Source organism: Desulfatiglans sp., assembly GCA_012513605.1.
Classification (GTDB): domain Bacteria; phylum Desulfobacterota; class DSM-4660; order Desulfatiglandales; family HGW-15; genus JAAZBV01.
In genome coordinates this window covers 1-18,723 of record JAAZBV010000141.1, presented here as the reverse complement: position 1 = coordinate 18,723, position 18,723 = coordinate 1, and the positions used below count along the sequence as shown (strand labels likewise).

The following is an 18,723-nucleotide window of genomic DNA, read 5'->3' as shown; positions in this document are numbered from 1 at the left end:
GATCAGGCGGAAACAGTGTTTCCAGCCATTATAGCATCAATAATCTTTACCGTTTCTTTTGCCATTTTTACATTATGCACCCTCACAATATGGGCTCCGTTAAGAATACCGGCTGCCACTGTAGCCATTGTTCCTGTATCCCTCTCTACAGGGGTTTTATCAAGTATTTTCCCTATGAATGCCTTTCTGGATGAACCTAAGAGCAGGGGTAATCCAATATCTGCAAGCTTCTTTAACTCCCTTATAACCATAAGGTTGTGGTCAAAACTCTTTCCAAAACCTATACCCGGGTCAAGGATGATCATCTCTTTTTCGATCCCTGTTTTAACAGCATGATCTACAGCCTCATTAAAAAATGAGGTGATTTCACCCATCAGGTCATTATACAGAGGGTTATCCTGCATATTACCGGGTGTCCCCTTCATGTGCATGAGTATCACGGGCACCCCTGCCTCTTTAACCACAGGGGCCATTTCCGGGTCAAACCTCAGTGCGCTTATGTCATTTATTATTGAGGCCCCTGCCCTGACAGCCGATTCTGCCACCTTTGCCTTGTAGGTATCTATGCTTATGGGTATGTTTATTATCCTGCTCAACTCTTCAATAACCGGTATAACCCTTTCAAGTTCCTGTTCCAGGGTGACCTTTTCAGCGTATGGTCTTGTTGACTCCCCTCCAATATCAATTATATCTGCGCCGTCTGCTACCAGGTCAAGCGCCTGCTTAATGGCCTGTTCCCTTAAAAAATAATGGCCCCCATCTGAAAAGGAGTCAGGAGTAACATTAAGCACCCCCATTATCAGGCTCTTTCTGCCCAGCTCAAGGGAGTGTTTTCCCCAGCTCAGGCAGAACTCATTTCTTGTTATATGGCCCAACTATTGCTTTTCAGCCTCAAATTGAAAGTTTTCAGGTTCAATACCCATGATCTCATCGATGTCCTTTGAGTCAAGAGTCTCTTTTTCAAGAAGGGCAGTGGCGATTTTATGGAGTACCTCTATATTGTCCTGGATAAGCTTAGTAGTGTTACTGTATGCCTCCATTACAATATCCTTAACCTCCTGGTCAATCCGCTGTGCTGTAAGTTCACTGTAATCCCTGTGCTGGGATATCTCCCTGCCCAGGAATATCTGCTCTTCCTTTTTGCCATAGGTGAGAGGCCCAAGGCTGTCACTCATTCCATATTCACACACTATCTTTCTGGCTATATCGGTTGCCCGTTCTATATCATTACTGGCACCGGTCGTTTTCATTTTGAGCACAAGCTCCTCTGCAATACGGCCACCCATAAGACTTTTTATGAAATTAATCAGATAATCCTTTGGCTGGAGATGCTTTTCATCAACAGGCAGGTGCTGTGTTACACCGAGTGCCCTTCCATGGGGTATGATGGATACCTTATGGACTGGGTCGGTATTTGGAAGGAGTTTGCCAACAAGTGTGTGGCCCGCCTCATGATAGGCTATGATCTTCTTCTCCTCATCGCTTATGATCATGCTCCTTCGTTCTGTGCCCATGAGCACCTTGTCCTTGGCGTTTTCAAAGTCCACCATTTCAACTTTGTCTTTGCCTCGCCTTGCTCCCATGAGGGCCGCTTCATTTACCATATTTTCAATATCTGCCCCTGTGAAGCCTGGTGTACCCCTTGCAAGCACCTTGATATCAACATTGTCTGCCAGTATTGTTTTTTTGGTATGCACCTTGAGTATACCCTCACGGCCCCTGATATCAGGCGGGGGAACTACCACCTGACGGTCAAACCTGCCGGGCCTTAACAGCGCCGGATCAAGCACATCAGGTCTATTGGTTGCAGAGATAAGGATAACACCTTCATTTGATTCAAAACCATCCATCTCAACAAGCAGCTGGTTAAGGGTCTGTTCCCTTTCATCATGCCCGCCCCCGAGGCCTGCGCCCCTGTGACGGCCAACCGCATCTATTTCATCTATAAAGATAATGCAGGGGGCATTCTTTTTACCCTGCATAAAGAGGTCTCTCACCCTTGAAGCACCCACGCCTACAAACATCTCGACAAAATCAGAACCGCTAATGCTGAAGAAGGGCACGCCTGCTTCACCTGCTATAGCACGCGCGAGCAGGGTCTTCCCGGTACCGGGGGAGCCAACAAGCAGAACGCCTTTAGGTATCCTCCCGCCAAGTCTTGTGAATTTTTTGGGTTCCCTTAAGAATTCTATAATCTCCTGGAGCTCTTCCTTTGCCTCATCTATGCCGGCAACATCCTCAAAGGTTACCTTTTCCTGTGAATCGTTCATGAGCCTGGCCCGGCTTTTTCCAAAAGAAAGGGCCTTGCCTCCACCAGACTGCATTTGTCTCATGAAGAATATCCATACGCCTATCAGGAGGAGCATTGGCGCCCATGACAGGATAATCTGAAACCAGGGAGAGTCTTCGGGCGGTTTTGCAGTTACCTTTACCCCCTTATCCATTAAAAGCCTTATAAGTTCAGGGTCATTCGGATTATATGTGCTGAATGTGCCTTGTGAAAATGTGCCTGTTATATTGTTGCCTTTTATCTCCACACTCTCAATGTTGCCATTTTCGACCATGCCGATAAACTCACTGTAGGGCACTATCCTGCTGGCCGTACTCTGTTTCTTTAACATCTGGAACATCATGAAGATCATGAGAAAAATTACCAGCCAGAGTGCAAGATTTTTATATATCTGGTTCAATTGTAAACCTCCTGTTGCTTTTTTTGGGGTGTAAGGCCGGGAATATGCATAGTCGCTCTGGTTATATCTCATCTTGAAGTCATTATTGCAGAGTATAGAAACAGATTATATGCAGTAAAAACTTAATCAATTTAAAATATAAATGGCTCAATAACCCTGATAATCTCCGTGCGTTACTCTTATCAGCCTTCTTATCTCTTTCAGCACGGTTTTTATATCACTATATTTTCAGTTTGTAAATTTAATATGCCCGGCTGATTGTTTTGTGTAAAATTATGCACTTTTTATACACTTACAACCTGTTTAACAATCTTTCTTGTGCTTATTTTCTTTTTGATATAAAGAATTTAATTGACCGGATATTATTTCATATGTTAACTGTAACATAATAATGAGAGCAGGAATTAAAATTGGAAACATTTGAAACTTTACTTGAAGGCTCTGCAAAGGCGCATGGGCACCTCTGCCCCGGTCAGGTTGTAGGGGTGCGTATGGCAATGCTCGGTTGCAGGCTTATAGGGTTGGATAACCCCCAGAGGATTGACCAGCTTAAAAAACTGATCGTTTTTGTTGAGATGGACAGGTGTACCGCCGATGCGGTTGCCTATGTAACAGGTGTAAAGCTTGGGAGGCGCTCCCTGAAATTTACCGATTACGGGATCATGGCAGCCACCTTTTTAAACCTTGAGACAAATGAGGCATACAGGATAATATCAACCGAAGAGAGCCGTAATCTCACCTCCGAGTATGCCCCTGAGATAGACAAGAAGGTTCCCCAACAGATTGCCGCATATAAACGCATGCCTGACAAGGTTCTCTTCAGGGTGCAGAAGGTAAGGATACCATGCATGGACAATGAAATGCCCGGACCGACAAAAAAGAAGGCGGTCTGTGTAAAGTGCGGCCAGGTGGTTCGTGATGGTAAAGAGATCATGAAAGAGGGCAAGCCATATTGCAGGCCATGCTCTTCAGGTGCATATTTTACGGATCCGGTGGATATAAATATTGATGAGGTATGAAGAAGGGCGCAAGGTAAAAGCTTTTCCCTGTGCCTTGAGCCTTGCGTCGGTTAGTTATTAACTGATCATTATCTTTCTTGACATGATTCTCCATATAAATAATTATCTCCCCCATGAAATTTATAGCTGATCTTCACATACATTCCCGGTTTTCCCGCGCCACCTCAAGCGCACTTACCCCTGAATCCCTTTCTTTATGGGGGCAGAAAAAGGGGATAAGGGTTATTGGCACTGGTGATTTTACACACCCTGAGTGGGTGAAGGAGCTTAAGGAAAAGCTTGAGGAGGTTGACTCTGGACTTTACAGGCTCAAACCCGCCTGTTCAAAACAGATAGAGGGCCAGGTGCCTTCCTCCTGTTCTTCAGAACCCCTGTTTATCCTCTCTGGTGAGATAAGCACAATATATAAAAAGGATGGCAAGACCAGAAAGATACATCACCTCATCCTCATGCCTGATTTTGCGTCGGTTGAAAAATTCAACAGTGCCCTTGAACAAGTAGGAAATATCAGGTCTGACGGCAGGCCAATCCTGGGGCTTGACTCAAAGATACTCCTGACGATGATGCTTGAGGCAAGTGACAGGGGTTTTTTTATACCTGCACACATATGGACACCATGGTTTTCTCTGTTCGGCTCAAAATCAGGGTTTGATGCCATAGAGGAGTGTTTTGAAGATTTAACGCCCCATATACATGCCCTAGAGACAGGGCTATCATCTGACCCACCCATGAACCGGCTTTTATCTGTGCTTGATAAATATACCCTTGTCTCCAATTCAGATGCCCATTCACCTTCAAAGCTTGGAAGAGAGGCAAATCTCTTTAACTCAAACCTCGACTATGACAGCATGATAAAGGCCATGAAGGAAAAAAATGGGTTTGAAGGCACAATAGAGTTTTACCCTGAAGAGGGAAAGTATCATATGGATGGCCACAGGAAGTGCAATGTGATGCTTCTCCCCCATGATACAATCAAAAACAATGGGATCTGCCCTGTATGTGGTAAACCTGTTACAGTGGGTGTCTTCCATCGTGTTAACGAACTGGCAGACCGTGAAACACCCTTGCTCACAAAACCTTTTTACAGCCTTATACCCCTTAATGAAATATTGTCGGAGATACTGGATAGCGGCCCTGATACTAAAACAGTTGTAACTGCCTATGAAAAGCTTCTTAATGACCTCGGCCCTGAGCTTGATATCCTGCTCAACCGGGGTATAGAGGATATTGAAGCGGCGGGAGGGGTTCTTCTTGCAAGGGCCATTTCCCGGATGCGTAATGGAGAGGTGATAAGGCATGAAGGGTATGACGGCGAATATGGTGTAATCCGACTGTTCAAGGATTCTGAAAAGCTCGAACTCATGGGGCAGAAGAGGCTCTTTGCGGTTACCGGCACAGAGAGTGAAAATAGACAGAAACAGGCAGTTTTAAAAGGGCTGAAGGCAAAAAAAAAAGGGCTGAAACAGGAGGAGCTAAAAAGGTGCGATGATCCCCTGCTTTACCCGCTAAATGAGGTTCAGCAGGAGGCTGTATTACATACTGGCACCCATCTCATAATAAATGCAGGGCCAGGAACCGGTAAAACATTAACCATTACCCATAAAATAGTTAAAGAGACAGAACAGAGTAATATTGATCCATCACAGGTGCTTGCCCTCACCTTTACAAATAAGGCAGCATCAGAGATGAAGGAGAGGGTGGATGAGCTTATGCCTGGCATGATAAAAAGGGGTATGAGCATCACCACCTTCCATGGTTTTTGTTTGAATGTGTTAAGGGAGGATGGAAGCTCTGTAGGTATCATCCCCGGTTTTTCTATTTGTACAGAGTCAGACTCTGCGCTGTTAGCTGATGAGGCAGCTAAAGAGACTGGTACTGGCAGGGAGATTCTCAAAAAATTTAAAAAGACGGTTTCAGAACTTAAATTTTTACACGCCACAGGTAAAACGCCTGACCCCGCGTTTTTGGATATCATCCCCCTGTTTGATAAATACAGGGAAAAACTCAAATTCTATAACATGCTCGATTTTGATGACCTAGAGGCAGAGACCCTGAGGCTCTTCAGGCTGCATCCTGAAACATGCATGAAATATGCAGGCAGGTATAAGCGTATCTTTGTTGATGAATACCAGGACACAAACCTGTTACAGTCTCTTATACTGAGGCAGATTGTTTGGGATGGCCTGAACCTTATATGTGCAATAGGAGACCCTGACCAGTCCATATATGGTTTCAGGGGTGCTGATATCAATAACTTTCACAGGTTTACTGCTGATTTCCCAAACCCCCGTGAGATAACGCTCACAAAAAATTACAGGTCTAAGGAAACAATACTTGAGGCGGCCTCACACATTCTGGATAAGGAGGTGCCGCTTATCGGTGCAAGGGGAAAGGGAGATCATATCCGCATAGCTGAATGCAGCACCGCTAATGAAGAGGCGGAGATGGTGGTGGAGAGAATTGAAAAGCTGCTTGGCGGCACAAGCCTGTTTTCACTGGATAGCGGCAGGGTAGAGTCCCATGAGACAGGGGATGAGGAGTTAAGTTTTGGTGACATAGCAGTGCTATACCGGGTCAATTCACAGGGTGATGCTATCGCAGAGGCATTATCAAGGGCAGGCATCCCGTTTGTCAGATCGGGTGAAAGGCCATTTACAGAGCTATTCCCAGTTGATGTAATCATGGCATACATCAGGTCAAGGGTCTCGCCTGATAACCTCTTTTACAGGGAGAGATACCTCTGTAAGGTCAGGGAGTATAACCTCACGCCGGACAGTTCAAAAGAGACATTATCAAAAGAAAATGGCGTTTCCGGGTTAATAGATGAGGCTGTTTCTATCCATAACCTTGACCTTTCAACAGAAGAGGTGAAAAGGGGTGTAGAAAGATTAAGGGAGGCGGTATCAGGGATATCCGGGGCTCTTGCAGCAGATATGCTCTTACTTGAAAGGGGCATAGACAACAGCGCTATCAGGGGTGACAGGGTGGCTGTCATGACCATCCATGCTGCAAAGGGGCTCGAATGGCCTGTGGTGTTTATAACAGGGTGTGAGGAGCAGATCATTCCGCTCAAGATATATGGCGATTGTAATGAAGAAGAGGAGAAGAGGCTCTTTTATGTTGGTATCACAAGGGCAAAAAACAGGCTCATACTATCTCATACGAAGATGAGAAAGATTAATAACAGGTTTGTCTGTATGGAGCGGTCACCATTTATTGATTTGATCCCAGCAAAGAATATAAAGCCCCTTGAACGGGGGAAATTTAAACCTAAAAAACAGGAAAGGCAGTTGTCATTGTTTTGAAATTGATCATCTTTAAACTGACTTATTGATGATCAGGGTTCGAGTGAAAAGAAAAAAATAGTCGTCATTCCCCGACTTGATCGGGGAATCCAGGTTTTTAAAACGATGGATTACACATACCTTTTTAAAAAATGCGAATTGTGTCCCAGAAAATGCGGGAGAGATCGAACCTTACCCGGTTCTGAAAAAAAAACATTCTGCAGACAAAATAGTCAACTCCGTGTGGCCCATATCGGCCCTCACTTTGGTGAGGAGCCACCCATATCAGGAACCCTTGGTTCAGGCACCATTTTTTTCAGCGGGTGTTCCCTGAGGTGCACATTCTGTCAGAACCACCAGATATCCCTTGATGGTTCAGGAGATATAATGACGCAGGAAGAATTCTACATAAAGACAAAGGCGATGATAGATGAGTGCAGGGTGCATAATATCAATTTTGTTACACCTGACCATTTTTTCCCATATACATTCAGGCTTGTTGAGCAATTAAGGGAGAATAGGTACAACCTGCCGATCCTGTATAACACGTCAGGGTATCAATCAATCGCGCTATTAAAATTGGCAGAAGAGTTTGCAGATATCTATATGCCTGATTATAAATATTCAGTCCCGGAGATTGCCAAAAGAAATTCCAGATGTATCGACTATCCTCAAACGGCCCTTGATGCAATAGCAGAGATGATAAGGCAGAAGGGTTTTCTTGATTCGTCATCGGAAAATAATGATGTTGCCTCAAAGGGTGTGCTGGTGAGGCACCTGATACTCCCTGGGAAGATAGAAAATTCCATACATGCACTTGATTCGCTATTCCTGGAATTCGGGCAGTCACTGCCCCTCAGTCTTATGTCACAGTATCACCCTGTATTAAGGCATGATGACCCTGATATGAACCGGTTTCTCTCTGTTGATGAGTTTGATGCAGTCTACTCCCATGCCCTTGAACTGGGATTCAAGAATATGTTTGTACAGTTCCCGTCAGGGTATAACAGCATGCCAGAAGAACAATCGGAATTTTTACCTGACTTTAATGATGAATCACCTTTTAAAGGAAATAGGGGCAGGTAATACATTCTATATTTGTTCTTGGTGCCAGGTTTAGAGGCTTATTCCCCAGAGATTTACAGAGCACCTGTAGGGGCAACCCTTACTCTTATATTATTACCCATTTTTATTCCTCGTTTTTTCGTTTTTGAAACAGGTTGCGGATAGCAGCACTATTCTTTGGATGGGACAATAGATATAGAGAACAATAGCCAATTTGCATTAAAATAGTATTTTCATCTACTCCTTAAAAATTAAAGGCTTGTATTTTTCCATTTTGTTAAAGATAATATATTTAATTCGATTCTTTTAATTAAAATGTAACATTTTATGAATATCTTTTCGACTGTGATTGATAATGAAAACAATGTAAATACAGACAATACATGATCAACTTTGAATGGGATATTGATAAAGCAAAAAAGAATCTTAAAAAGCATCATGTTGCTTTCAGTGAAGCTGTAACTATTTTTAATAGTGAATTACATATAAGTATATATGATCCAGACCATTCGGAGCAGGAAGACAGATATCTAACTATCGGGATTTCTTCCTCGGGTCGGTTTTTAATAGTTGCACATATGGATAGAGGCGAAAACACACGCATCATAAGCGCACGGGAACTCACCCGAAAGGAGCGTATAGAGTATGAAAAAGAAATCAAAAGACGAAACCGTTGATGAACTTCGTACAGAATATGATCTTTCTACACTTTTAAAGGAGGGTGTAAAAGGTAAGTATTTTAAGCGTTATCAGAAAGGGACAAACCTTGTTTTATTAGAACCCGAGATTGCAAAGGCATTTCCCACTGAAGAAGCGGTTAATGAGGCATTAAGGCTTGTGATTCAGTTAAGACAGATCCCTGAGGGAAGAAATTTATGAACGGCAGATGAACCCGGTTTTGCATAACTGTCAATGTCAACCATTTTCCCGACATCGGCAAAATGGTCCTGCGCTTTTAAGCCAGCGTTTTCACACGCAGTCTTGACCTTTTAAATTGCGTTAAGTTACAACAACATCAAAAAGGCTTTGTCTGAACCTGTTCTCATCTTCATTGTTATAGAAAGGAACACCAACAAGTCTGTACCTTTGTGTCTTGCTTTGTGTTTTAAATTCAAGGGTCTTATCTTTAAATTTTTCTGTAATCTCCTTAAGAAAATCCTGCTTCCATTTATCATGCTCTTTAAGGTGTTTTCCTTTAGGCTCGATAAATATCTGGTAGGTCAGGAGGTTACCATTTTTCTCACGCAAAAAAAGCACAAAATCCGGCTCAAAGGCCTGTCCATCAGAAAAGCTGTATATCTTGAAATGCCTTTCATTCCTCAAAAGGTATATCCCATCATACTTCTCTTTAAGTGCAACCATCTGCCTTTCAAGCATCCTGACAAATGCTTTTTCTTCGCTGGTGCCATAGTTGGCATTGAACACATACCAATCCTTATCCATTACAAACTGTTCATCGCCATCTGCGCGTTCGCTTCCTTCGGACAGCTTGAGTGTCGTATTTGTAAAAACAGCAGAAACCTGGCTTACCTTAAACTCTTCTGTGCCTATGTAATCGGTTGCATTCTTTTTCAGTTCAGCCTCAATTTGCTCAAGCAACCCTGTTAACCCATCAAGCTGCGCCCGGTTTGACAGGCTGAATAAATCCTGTGAAAGGCCCTGAAACGTAATTTCCAGCCCTCCCAGGTAATCATTCGAGTCTATAAACTGCTGCATGGATAAAACATGCGGAAAATATTTTTTTATATTATTAAAAGTAAAAAACCGGTTCCTCGCAATGGCATTTCTAACAACATGTTTCGGCATATTTTTTACCTTTAGATCCTGCCTGCCTGTCTCAGCAACCTTTTTGGAATTGCCATTTCCTGTAAGAAGGGCATCTGTCAAACCCCTGCCGCTTGCAAGTGTGTATTCAAAGTTTTTCTTTTTAATGCCCATATCATTTAACGAGCGTATATTTACATAATCGTTTCCGATGCGTTCATTAAGATAGATGAGGCCGTTTTTATAAAAATCGGTCTGTTTGAAACCCTCTTTCAATTCCAGGGATTTAACTATCTCCCTTTCGTCCATCATGCCTTCCTCGATCAAGGCTGTTCTAAGTTCTGAAATATAGCGCGAATCGCTTACACTGTGATAGTGAAGCTCTTCAAGCACCCTCATTTCGTGTTCAAGGTTTTTGTCATATTTACGTTGATACCGGCTGTTGCTCTCCCCTGAAACAAAAGGAAAATACCTGGCGCCGCGCCCTATAAGCTGGGCCTCGGCAATGGTGGTTTTACCGGGCATGTTTCCCTTTGAATCTCTTGCAGTATAACACCTGACAATATCAAAGAGGTTTAATACGTCCCAACCTTCATTAAGTTTTTGAACCGCAAATATGGCCCTTATCCGGTTATCCCTGTCCTCAAGTGAATTTAATAGAATCTGCTGATTTTCCTTTTCGGTTTCCTCATTCACTGAAATGCATCGGCTTTTATCAAACTCTTTTCTTAACCTTTCAGTAAGCTGGTTGTCTGTAATTTTATATTCATTAAAAAATCGAAACGCCTTTTTTACCAGAGGAATATCCGATTTTTCCCTTATACGTTTAATATCCTTTTCAGATAGCTTTTCTATCAGGCTGTGGAAATTAGCCTTGTTCTCCAGCGACTGCGCAATGGTTTTCTGTGCCTTGAACAGGATCACAGGTTTCAGGTTAATCCGGTTTTTGGCTGCAACCTCCTGTTTATACTGGTTCAGGATAAGCGCCTGAATGATCCGGTCATTCTCCTCAAAATCTGCCTGGATAATATACACGTCCTTTGAATAACCATCATTGCGGAACTGTCGCAGGTCATAGCGGTAAAGTACCTTGCTCCTGTATTTGTCATTAATAAAGCTATTGCTGTAATCCAGTGTAGCTGTAAACTCCAAAAGCAGGTTATCTTCGTCCTGATTAAAAATCCGCTCTACAGTGTTCTCCCAGTTCACTTCTACAATGTCTTTCTGTGCTCTGGTTCTTACATTCATATGGTGGGCTTCATCCGATAAAAGGACTATCTTTTTATTTTTAAAGTCTTCATAGGTAAGGCTGTTTTCCTTTTCAGTGGTCAGGTCAGAATGCAGCTTCTGAATGGTCGTAAAACATATATTGATATCGTTCTCGTTCACCCCTTCAAAATTGGCAACCGGAGTTACTGTAATCCGGCTGTTATCAATCCGGATATTTTCGGAAAAAAGAAATTTGGATGAAACAGGGTTTAAGAAATTATCCTTCGTCTTTTCGATGATGTTGGTGGAGTTGACAAAGAACAGGAAATTCCGGTAGCCCTTTGCATAAAGGTAAAGGATAAGCCCGGCCATTATAAGCGTCTTGCCGCTCCCGGTCGCCATGTTGAACAGGAAATGGAGAGGCCACTCCTTGCCGGGAAATTCATTGTCAAAGCAGTGAAAGAAGCGGGCAAACGCCTCTTCCTGATATGGCCGGAGCTCAAATTCCGGGTTCAGGTTGTCTTTGAGATAATCGGGGATTTCCTTTTTGAGGAAACCCATTTTAGAGACAGCATCAAGTTCCTCATATAAAAACTTGTCAGCCATTACCTGCTTTCCCCATAAAATGACTGATTCAGTTTTTTATCTTCATCACTCACATTGAAATCTGCGTCATCTATCTCCGAGAGATTAACATAGAGTTGATTCTTGTTAAGCAGTTCAGCCAGCAGCTTTTTCTGTTTTTCCAGGCCTTGCCCTGAGCCTGTCGAAGGGCCTTCTTCAGATTTGCCTATTTCAATAAAGTCATTCACAGCCTCTTCAGGCATTTCAGGGTTTACATACCAGTTAAGGAAAGAATTTTCCGCAATATCTTTCCAGAGCGCTACAAGTTCTTTTGTTGTTTTGGCAGCCTGAATCTTGTCCATATAAGCCTCGTTATATTTCATCAGTTCGCAATAGATAAAATCACCGCCACCCTGCCAGTTGACCTCTTTAGATATGCCGCCCTGGTCACATTCTAACTCTTCAAACATCTTGCCGACACGTTTACTTTTTTTACCTATGACTTTTTTCAGCCGCTCAATCGCGACGGTATCAATATAATCCATCTGCTCGACTGTAATCCATTGGCGGTTCATTTTGTGGGCAACAGCAGCGGTGGTTGCAGAACCGGCACAAAAATCAATTACAATATCTTTTTGTTGTGAACCTATATGAAGTATTTTTTGAAGAAGACGTTCAGGTTTCGGGGTACTAAAAAACTTTTCACCTCCAAATGAAATTATTTCTTGCTTGGCTTCTTGATTATGCCCCACTTCCTGATGAAGCCAAATTGTTGTGGGGGTAACACCCTCTTTTACTTCAGACAAAAATTTCTTTACTCTTGGGACATTTTTACCTGTTTCCCCAAACCATATGCGGTTATCATCAATTAATTTCTGAACATTTTCTCTTGATGTAAACCAACATCTTCCTTTTGTCGGGGTTTTTTCCACACCAGCGGGTGTTGTAATAGGGAAATCATATTCAGGAGTATATGACTTTACTGTCATATCACTTGATACCCATGGCCCTCTTGGGTCACCATCAGGGTTTGAATATGTTCCATTTAACTCTTCGGACCTTGCTATTTGATTAAGGACAAATTGCTCCTTTTGTTTGGCAAAAACCAAAATATGGTCATGCATATCAGAAAACCAACGTGCATCATTCTGAGGAGAGAACTTCTTTTGCCAAATCACATTTGCTACAAAATTTTCCTTTCCAAAAATCTCATCACACAGCACCTTAAGATAATGTGCCTCATCATCATCTATATTTATCCAGATTGAGCCATCATTTGAAAGCAACTCCCTTGCAACCTCCAGCCGGTTCTTCATGAATGTTAGCCAGCTTGAATGATTGAAATTATCATTGTACCCGAAAGAATCATTGCCTGTGTTGTATGGCGGATCAATAATAATCAGCTTCACCTTTCCTCTGAACTGTTTTATAAGCGTGTATAGTGCAAGCAGGTTGTTTCCCTTAATAATCAGATTTTCTCGGATGGTTCCGCTTTCATCCCGTTTGATTTCTGTGACCTTTTGCTCTCCATCAACAGTGTATCGTTTCCAGTTGGTCAGAACCTTTGGGTCAAAAAGCCGGTCAATCTCATCCTGGGCAAGTATTTCATTAAAGAATATCTCTTTGCGCTTTTCTTCTTCCTTAGTTTGTCCGCCTTCTAGTACACAATCCTTATATGGCCATACAAGAGAAACCTCTCCGCGTTCCCGCAGGAATTTGCCATCTATATTAAGGCCAATTTTATTTCTGAAACGGGTATAGGAATTGGCAAGAAAATTTTTATCGGAAATATATTCGATAAAGGTGTTTATGTTGAAAATCCAGTGTCCTTCAATCTCATCAAAAAACTTGCTCTTGATTTCCGGCTTACTCAACAGCAGCTTCACCAGCTCTCTGTCAATCTTCCAAGCCCGATCAATCACTGCCGCCTTTATCAATTCCCCTTCATCATCCACAAACCGGGAATCTGTTTTTAGCCGTTCAATCAATTTTTCATTAAAACTCTTTGCCATTTTAATACCCTGCATCCATTGATTTTATAAAATTATTATCGCCACTATTCTATATCTTATTTAGCTGGTGTTTTATTATCCTGCTGACCAGATCAATAACGAAAGGTGCACACAACGCAACTTCTTTTGAACGATCAATGATTCCGCCATGAAAAAGATGATTTCTGATGTCACCTATTACAATAGTCACCAATTCGAGGATAGTATCAGATGATGCGGATTCATCAAGTGCTTTTCTGAGCTCTTTTACTTTATTGATGTTTCCTTTTGCATCCAATAATTCTATTTGCGAAAGCTTTTCGATAATTGTAGCTTGCTTGGATACTAAATCCTCTCGTTCTTCACGATCTGGCACACCCTTCTCTATCAAGCCTCTTATTCCTTTTGGCATACTTTTGATTTCACCTGTCAACCAACTGTATAGCATGTTAAACGTGACCCATGCGTTGATGAATTTATCAATGTTGCTTTCTGATCTGATTGCTCTTGAAAACCACGAAACTACAAGTATCAGTTCAGGATCTCCTTTCTTCTGCATTTTTTGGTACTTATCCCATAAACCCGGGATCTTATTGTAATCCCTGAGTTTACCAATACACCCTAGACACATCCTCAGGTTGGAATATGCAGTCCGGGGTTGTCTGGCTTTTTCGATTTCATCCTTATTGATAAGATTAGGTATGCTTACTTCTAATGAAACCTTCGTAAGTTCAGTTAAAGCAAACACATTAACTAATTCTCTTTCGATACGTGCTACTACCTGGCTTTCTGCAAGTGCCTCACTGGATGATATACGAACTTTCCCACTTGTGTAGGCTTTATCTTCACTCAATGGAGGGGCTGGAGAAGAATAGCTTATTGATTCGCTGGTAACAGGTTCAGGTGTAACCAATCTATGGATAGTAAACTGACATTCCCATATTTCATCTATCATAAGTTGCTACAACTCCGAGAATGTAGAAGGTTGGGTTAAGCGAAGCAACCCAACAATATTCCTATTTTTCAAATAATGCCGCTTTCTATTCAAAAGTGGTTGTTTACCTTTTCAGCAAATTATTAAAAGGGTTTTGGGCTAAAAAACCAACCTTCTTTACATCACTATTTACTGTTTCTGAATAATCTCTTTCAAATCCGGTTCAAGCAAATCCCACAGGTGAGGGTGACTCTCTACCAGACGTGCGATATCTCCAAGGTCCTTGAGTCTCTTGCTTTGCCTTTTTTCTTCATCCCGCCACGCTTTGATTTTACCTCTCAATGTATCTTCTAGAGAAGCAACCCGCATAAGAATTCCGTGTATATCAGCGGGGACGGCGCGGCTTGGAAAATCTTTGTAGAAGTCTTCTGTACTCAACTGAATGCTGACTTTTGAATGGCCCCTAAAATTAATTGACCATACAAATCGTTCCGATTTGAATCCGGCTTCCTCGAGAATTTTCATTGTACGATCTACTGATTCTGAAGCGACAACCAGATCAACATCTTGCGTAACCATGGCTTCCACAGCCCAATGGTTGACAGCAATACCGCTAATCGCGCACCATGCGAGATCTGCCCGCTCCAGGCAGTCGACCAAACGCATGACATCGTCTGTTCCGCCTGCTGTTTGCCAATCATAAAACTGTTTTGGTGTCATGTTATTTTCCTCGGTAATGATTTCCCTTGACGAACATTGATACACCGACTTTTGCAATCTCTTAAATGTTATCCAAAAAGATGAGTCGGATATTTATATAAATACTGAATTAATTCAGATATTTTAGTATTGAAGTATTGGAATAATAGCTGGTTGATTTTGAATAATCAATCATAAATTACTCTGAAAAAGGCAAAGCGTATGGCGCAGAGCGTATAGGGTTTAGACGCAAAAACAAAAAGCACTGGATACCACGATTTGGGTCGCGGTATGACAGGATTGGGTGGTCATTTAAAAAAGACTTCTCTGCCTCCTGTCTGCCTCCGATAGCTGGCCTTTCTTGGCTGCGAGTACCTTCTCTTGCACATCTCTTTCACAACCGGATAAAAGGTTCTCTAAATCAGCCTCGACCTTTAAAGTGATAAACCGTTTAGCTGGCGCAGCATAAACTACTACATTCTTTTGATGCCGCAACAGGCGCGCTACATTCGCAATGGTTCCTGCGCTCTTTCCATCCCAGATCATTAGCCCAACAGAAGCCTCATGGGCCATCTGTTCATCCTTTGCGGCATAGTAATTGAAATCTCTTCTGGTTTGACTGGTGGCTACAGCTCGAACCGGCCACTTGCCTATATTATTACGACATTTTCCTCCCGAACAGAACACCTCGACAGCCTCGTAGCTGCAACTTTGCAGGTACTTCTGTACAGTTTTATCCACACCGTTTGCATCACCGATAAGCACGGGGAACCCTTGTTCAATAATCCGATCAATCCGCTTTCTGACCTCAATGTTCAGTTGCGATATTCGACGAGATCCGCCGATAAATACCTTTGTCATGATCTACTCCTGGTTCGAGTAAGGGCCAGGGCATATACCTCTTCTGCGACTCCTTCATCATAAAGCATTGAGGTAACCGCATTCATTGTAGCTCCTGAACGGTACAAGTCATCGAATAAGAGAATCTTCTGTTCCTTAATGCCTGATTTATCGACCTTATAGGAACCATTAAGGAGGCGTATCCTTTCATCATAATTATACACATTCTTAAGTTCGGGAGTTTCAATTACTCGCTTTATAATATTCAGGTCAACAGGAATGCCTATTGACATGCCAAGCCTTTCGGCAATTATTTGTACAGGCTGATCAGCTCGCGTTCGTGAGGGTGGAACAGGAATGAGAATGGTCACACCCGGATTCCATTCGCTAACAAATCTTGCAACGATTTCAACAAGTTCATTAATAACACTCTTGTCCGAGCGGTATTTGAGACGATATAGCAGTTCACCGATCTCACTTCTTTTAGTGTCATATATCGCATGGCCGTATTCATCTACACCAAGATATGTGCTGCTAAGTGTATGGTAATCCAGCGCATACCCTGCGCGCCATCGACCGGGAATTTGCATTGGTCTAATGTTAACCATCGATGATCTCCAAGGAATTGTCAAACAATAGGTACATCCATTCCGGCCATCTTTCCATTTTGAATGAGATCAAAAAAGTTGAGGCCGGTATTTCCAAAAAAAATATAACCAAGTAGTTACTTATTGAAGCATCTGAATAATAACTGGTTGGTTTTTAATAATCAATAATAAATTACCCTGGAAAAGGCAAGGAGCATGGTGCAGAGGGTATGTGAAAAATCAAAGAAAATGGATACTCTGATCCAGCAGTCACAAAAGTTATTGTCTGACAAGCAAGTTGGAGAATGACGAGAGGAAGGAAATAAGCCCGTCCAATGTGAAATAGAAGCATATCTGGTTTCATAGGATAAGTCGTAATCCAATTTTCTAGGTTTCGGCATTACATGTTGAGGTTCGAGGAATCATTGTATGTGATAGATACCAGTCTTATATTTTTTAAGGCATATGCCTTTAAAATGTGTATCATGCACATGATATTGTGCATTTCTCCCAAAAATATGATCTCCGAAAAAACTTATCACTATCGTTCTAATAAAATTAAAAAAGCTATAAGCCTTTCTATTACTGGATATCCTTTGCTTATATCTTTCGTAGGCACATATTTTTTGTATCTGGCATGATGTTTGTAAAGGGTATTCCCAGATTACTAAAAAAGGGGTGAGGATGTGAGGAAAACAGATAAAGTAAAAATTGAAGACATTATCCTGGATAACAGCATTTATCCAAGAAGCAGTATTGACCATAAAAGGGTCTCCATGTTTGAAGAAAACATGCGGGATGGGTTTGTGTTTGATCCCATTCAAGTTCAGGCGCACCCGGATTTACCAGGTAAATATCGCATACTGGATGGAGCGCACCGTTTTCAGGCCTATAAGGGTATCGGGCAAAAAGAGATTCCAGCTGAGATTATAAAACTCAATGGAACAGATCCCCTGCTTTATGCAGCCCAAAAGGCAATTGGCCCAAGACAGCTTAATGATGAAGAGGCAAAGGATACTGCAAGAAGGGCATACCAGAATAATCCGAAACTGAGTCCGGAAGAGATCGGAAAAGCAATAGGCAGGGCACGAAGAACAGTAGATTTGTATATAGCGGATTTAAAGGCTGCTGTTCAGATGGACATTGATCTGAAGATATTCAGGATGAACAAGCTTGGTATTCCACAGGAAAGGATATCATATCGTTTAAATTTACCTCAGCAGACTGTTTCCCGCTATTTACCCAAAATGGCAACATTGCCAAAATGGGTAAATAACGACATTAAGAAAGGGTTCACCATCTCACAGGTTGCAGAAAAGCACGGCTGGCCTGAATCTCTGGTTTGGGCAATCAGATTAGACTGCAAAGATGACCTCGGTAAATGTCATGAATTACAGTGGGGAATCAGGACATGGGATAACTGGTATTTTACCGACTGTGACAAAAGATTCGGTGATGAATGGCCCGGAAGAATCCCTGCCCAGCTTGTAGCCCACATACTATATTTCTTCTCAAAAGAGAATGACCTTGTCTTTGACCCCATGGCAGGTGGCGGGGTGGTAGCGGACACATGCCTTGCATTCAACCGGAAATGCTGGAGCTTTGATATGGTTGATAGGATAGATGAAAGACCCGAAATAGAACCCTACTTCTGGGATACCAAAAATTTAAAATGGCCTATTAGCGGTAAGACAAAACCTGACCTTATTATCTTTGACCCGCCTTATTTCAGTAAAAAGGTAAAAGAGTATGAAGAAGAGAGCATATCTAACCTTTCCAGAGAACAGTATCTTGGTTTCCTTGAAAGGTTTTTTAAACTGGCTTGCGAGAACAGTAAAAAAGAAACAAGGTTTGCTATGGTAAATGCAGACTGGAGAGATTTTCAAAGCACCCCTGCAATGGATGAAATCAGAAAGAATGCAATAATGATAGATGATTATTTGAATGCGTTTAAAAATGGCGGATGGGAGATGACACATTTCATACAGGCCCCCATGTCATCCGAGAGATTTCAGGCCAATGTGGTGGCAGCAATGCAGAAAAAGCGGATTCTGGGTGTTACGAACAGGTACGTTGT

14 protein-coding genes are annotated in these 18,723 nt (G+C 42.2%); 6 read left to right on the top strand and 8 right to left on the bottom strand.

Translation table 11 applies throughout. The features are described from left to right. Positions 1-2: 2 nt before the first annotated feature. Together folP and GX654_19290 are read right to left on the bottom strand one after the other, a co-directional pair. Positions 3-866 carry a dihydropteroate synthase gene (gene folP / locus GX654_19295; protein NLD39011.1) on the bottom strand — a complete coding sequence of 288 codons (864 nt, stop codon included), beginning with the start codon at positions 864-866 and terminating at the stop codon, positions 3-5. A gap of 9 nt (positions 867-875) precedes the next feature. Then, positions 876-2,690, bottom strand: coding sequence for an ATP-dependent metallopeptidase FtsH/Yme1/Tma family protein (locus GX654_19290; protein NLD39010.1), 1,815 nt, complete (start codon positions 2,688-2,690; stop codon positions 876-878). A gap of 410 nt (positions 2,691-3,100) precedes the next feature. Between GX654_19290 and GX654_19285 the strand changes: the two genes are divergently transcribed. From GX654_19285 to GX654_19265, 5 genes are all read left to right on the top strand, one after another. After that, positions 3,101-3,709 (top strand): formylmethanofuran dehydrogenase, encoded by a 609-nt coding sequence (locus GX654_19285; GenBank protein NLD39009.1) that lies wholly within the window; start codon positions 3,101-3,103, stop codon positions 3,707-3,709. A gap of 113 nt (positions 3,710-3,822) precedes the next feature. After that, positions 3,823-7,014, top strand: coding sequence for a UvrD-helicase domain-containing protein (locus GX654_19280; GenBank protein NLD39008.1), 3,192 nt, complete (start codon positions 3,823-3,825; stop codon positions 7,012-7,014). A 105-nt stretch (positions 7,015-7,119) separates the two neighbouring features. Beyond that, the gene (locus GX654_19275) at positions 7,120-8,079 is read left to right on the top strand and encodes a radical SAM protein (protein NLD39007.1); all 960 of its coding nucleotides are present in this window, start codon (positions 7,120-7,122) and stop codon (positions 8,077-8,079) included. A gap of 365 nt (positions 8,080-8,444) precedes the next feature. Continuing rightward, complete coding sequence (locus GX654_19270; protein ID NLD39006.1) at positions 8,445-8,735, top strand: BrnT family toxin; 291 nt, start codon at positions 8,445-8,447, stop codon at positions 8,733-8,735. Next, positions 8,704-8,937, top strand: a complete 234-nt coding sequence (locus GX654_19265; GenBank protein NLD39005.1) for a hypothetical protein — start codon at positions 8,704-8,706, stop codon at positions 8,935-8,937. Before GX654_19270 ends, GX654_19265 begins: the two co-directional genes overlap by 32 nt. Before the next feature lie 120 nt (positions 8,938-9,057). Here the strand turns inward: GX654_19265 and GX654_19260 are convergent, their stop codons facing one another. The 6 genes from GX654_19260 to GX654_19235 all read right to left on the bottom strand — a co-directional run bounded on the left by GX654_19260 (position 9,058) and on the right by GX654_19235 (position 16,667). Continuing rightward, positions 9,058-11,637 (bottom strand): DEAD/DEAH box helicase family protein, encoded by a 2,580-nt coding sequence (locus GX654_19260; GenBank protein ID NLD39004.1) that lies wholly within the window; start codon positions 11,635-11,637, stop codon positions 9,058-9,060. After that, complete coding sequence (locus tag GX654_19255) at positions 11,637-13,607, bottom strand: site-specific DNA-methyltransferase (GenBank protein ID NLD39003.1); 1,971 nt, start codon at positions 13,605-13,607, stop codon at positions 11,637-11,639. The genes GX654_19260 and GX654_19255 overlap by 1 nt, the downstream gene beginning before the upstream one ends. A gap of 49 nt (positions 13,608-13,656) precedes the next feature. Then, positions 13,657-14,541 (bottom strand): hypothetical protein, encoded by an 885-nt coding sequence (locus tag GX654_19250; GenBank protein ID NLD39002.1) that lies wholly within the window; start codon positions 14,539-14,541, stop codon positions 13,657-13,659. Positions 14,542-14,709: 168 nt separating this feature from the next. Then, positions 14,710-15,240 (bottom strand): nucleotidyltransferase family protein, encoded by a 531-nt coding sequence (locus tag GX654_19245; protein NLD39001.1) that lies wholly within the window; start codon positions 15,238-15,240, stop codon positions 14,710-14,712. Positions 15,241-15,531: 291 nt separating this feature from the next. Next, positions 15,532-16,080, bottom strand: a complete 549-nt coding sequence (locus GX654_19240; protein NLD39000.1) for a hypothetical protein — start codon at positions 16,078-16,080, stop codon at positions 15,532-15,534. Next, positions 16,077-16,667, bottom strand: coding sequence for a ComF family protein (locus tag GX654_19235; GenBank protein NLD38999.1), 591 nt, complete (start codon positions 16,665-16,667; stop codon positions 16,077-16,079). The genes GX654_19240 and GX654_19235 overlap by 4 nt, the downstream gene beginning before the upstream one ends. A gap of 665 nt (positions 16,668-17,332) precedes the next feature. Between GX654_19235 and GX654_19230 the strand changes: the two genes are divergently transcribed. Next, the coding region (locus GX654_19230) for a ParB N-terminal domain-containing protein (GenBank protein NLD38998.1) at positions 17,333-18,723 on the top strand (1,391 nt) is incomplete at its 3' end.

Coding starts and splice junctions, on each gene's coding strand:
- GX654_19280 (NLD39008.1), top strand. CDS start 3,823: ATGAAATTTATAGCTGATCTTCACATACATTCCCGGTTTTCCCGCGCC.
- GX654_19275 (NLD39007.1), top strand. CDS start 7,120: ATGGATTACACATACCTTTTTAAAAAATGCGAATTGTGTCCCAGAAAA.
- GX654_19265 (NLD39005.1), top strand. CDS start 8,704: ATGAAAAAGAAATCAAAAGACGAAACCGTTGATGAACTTCGTACAGAA.
- GX654_19260 (NLD39004.1), bottom strand. CDS start 11,637: ATGGCTGACAAGTTTTTATATGAGGAACTTGATGCTGTCTCTAAAATG.
- GX654_19255 (NLD39003.1), bottom strand. CDS start 13,607: ATGGCAAAGAGTTTTAATGAAAAATTGATTGAACGGCTAAAAACAGAT.
- GX654_19250 (NLD39002.1), bottom strand. CDS start 14,541: ATGATAGATGAAATATGGGAATGTCAGTTTACTATCCATAGATTGGTT.
- GX654_19245 (NLD39001.1), bottom strand. CDS start 15,240: ATGACACCAAAACAGTTTTATGATTGGCAAACAGCAGGCGGAACAGAC.
- GX654_19240 (NLD39000.1), bottom strand. CDS start 16,080: ATGACAAAGGTATTTATCGGCGGATCTCGTCGAATATCGCAACTGAAC.
- GX654_19235 (NLD38999.1), bottom strand. CDS start 16,667: ATGGTTAACATTAGACCAATGCAAATTCCCGGTCGATGGCGCGCAGGG.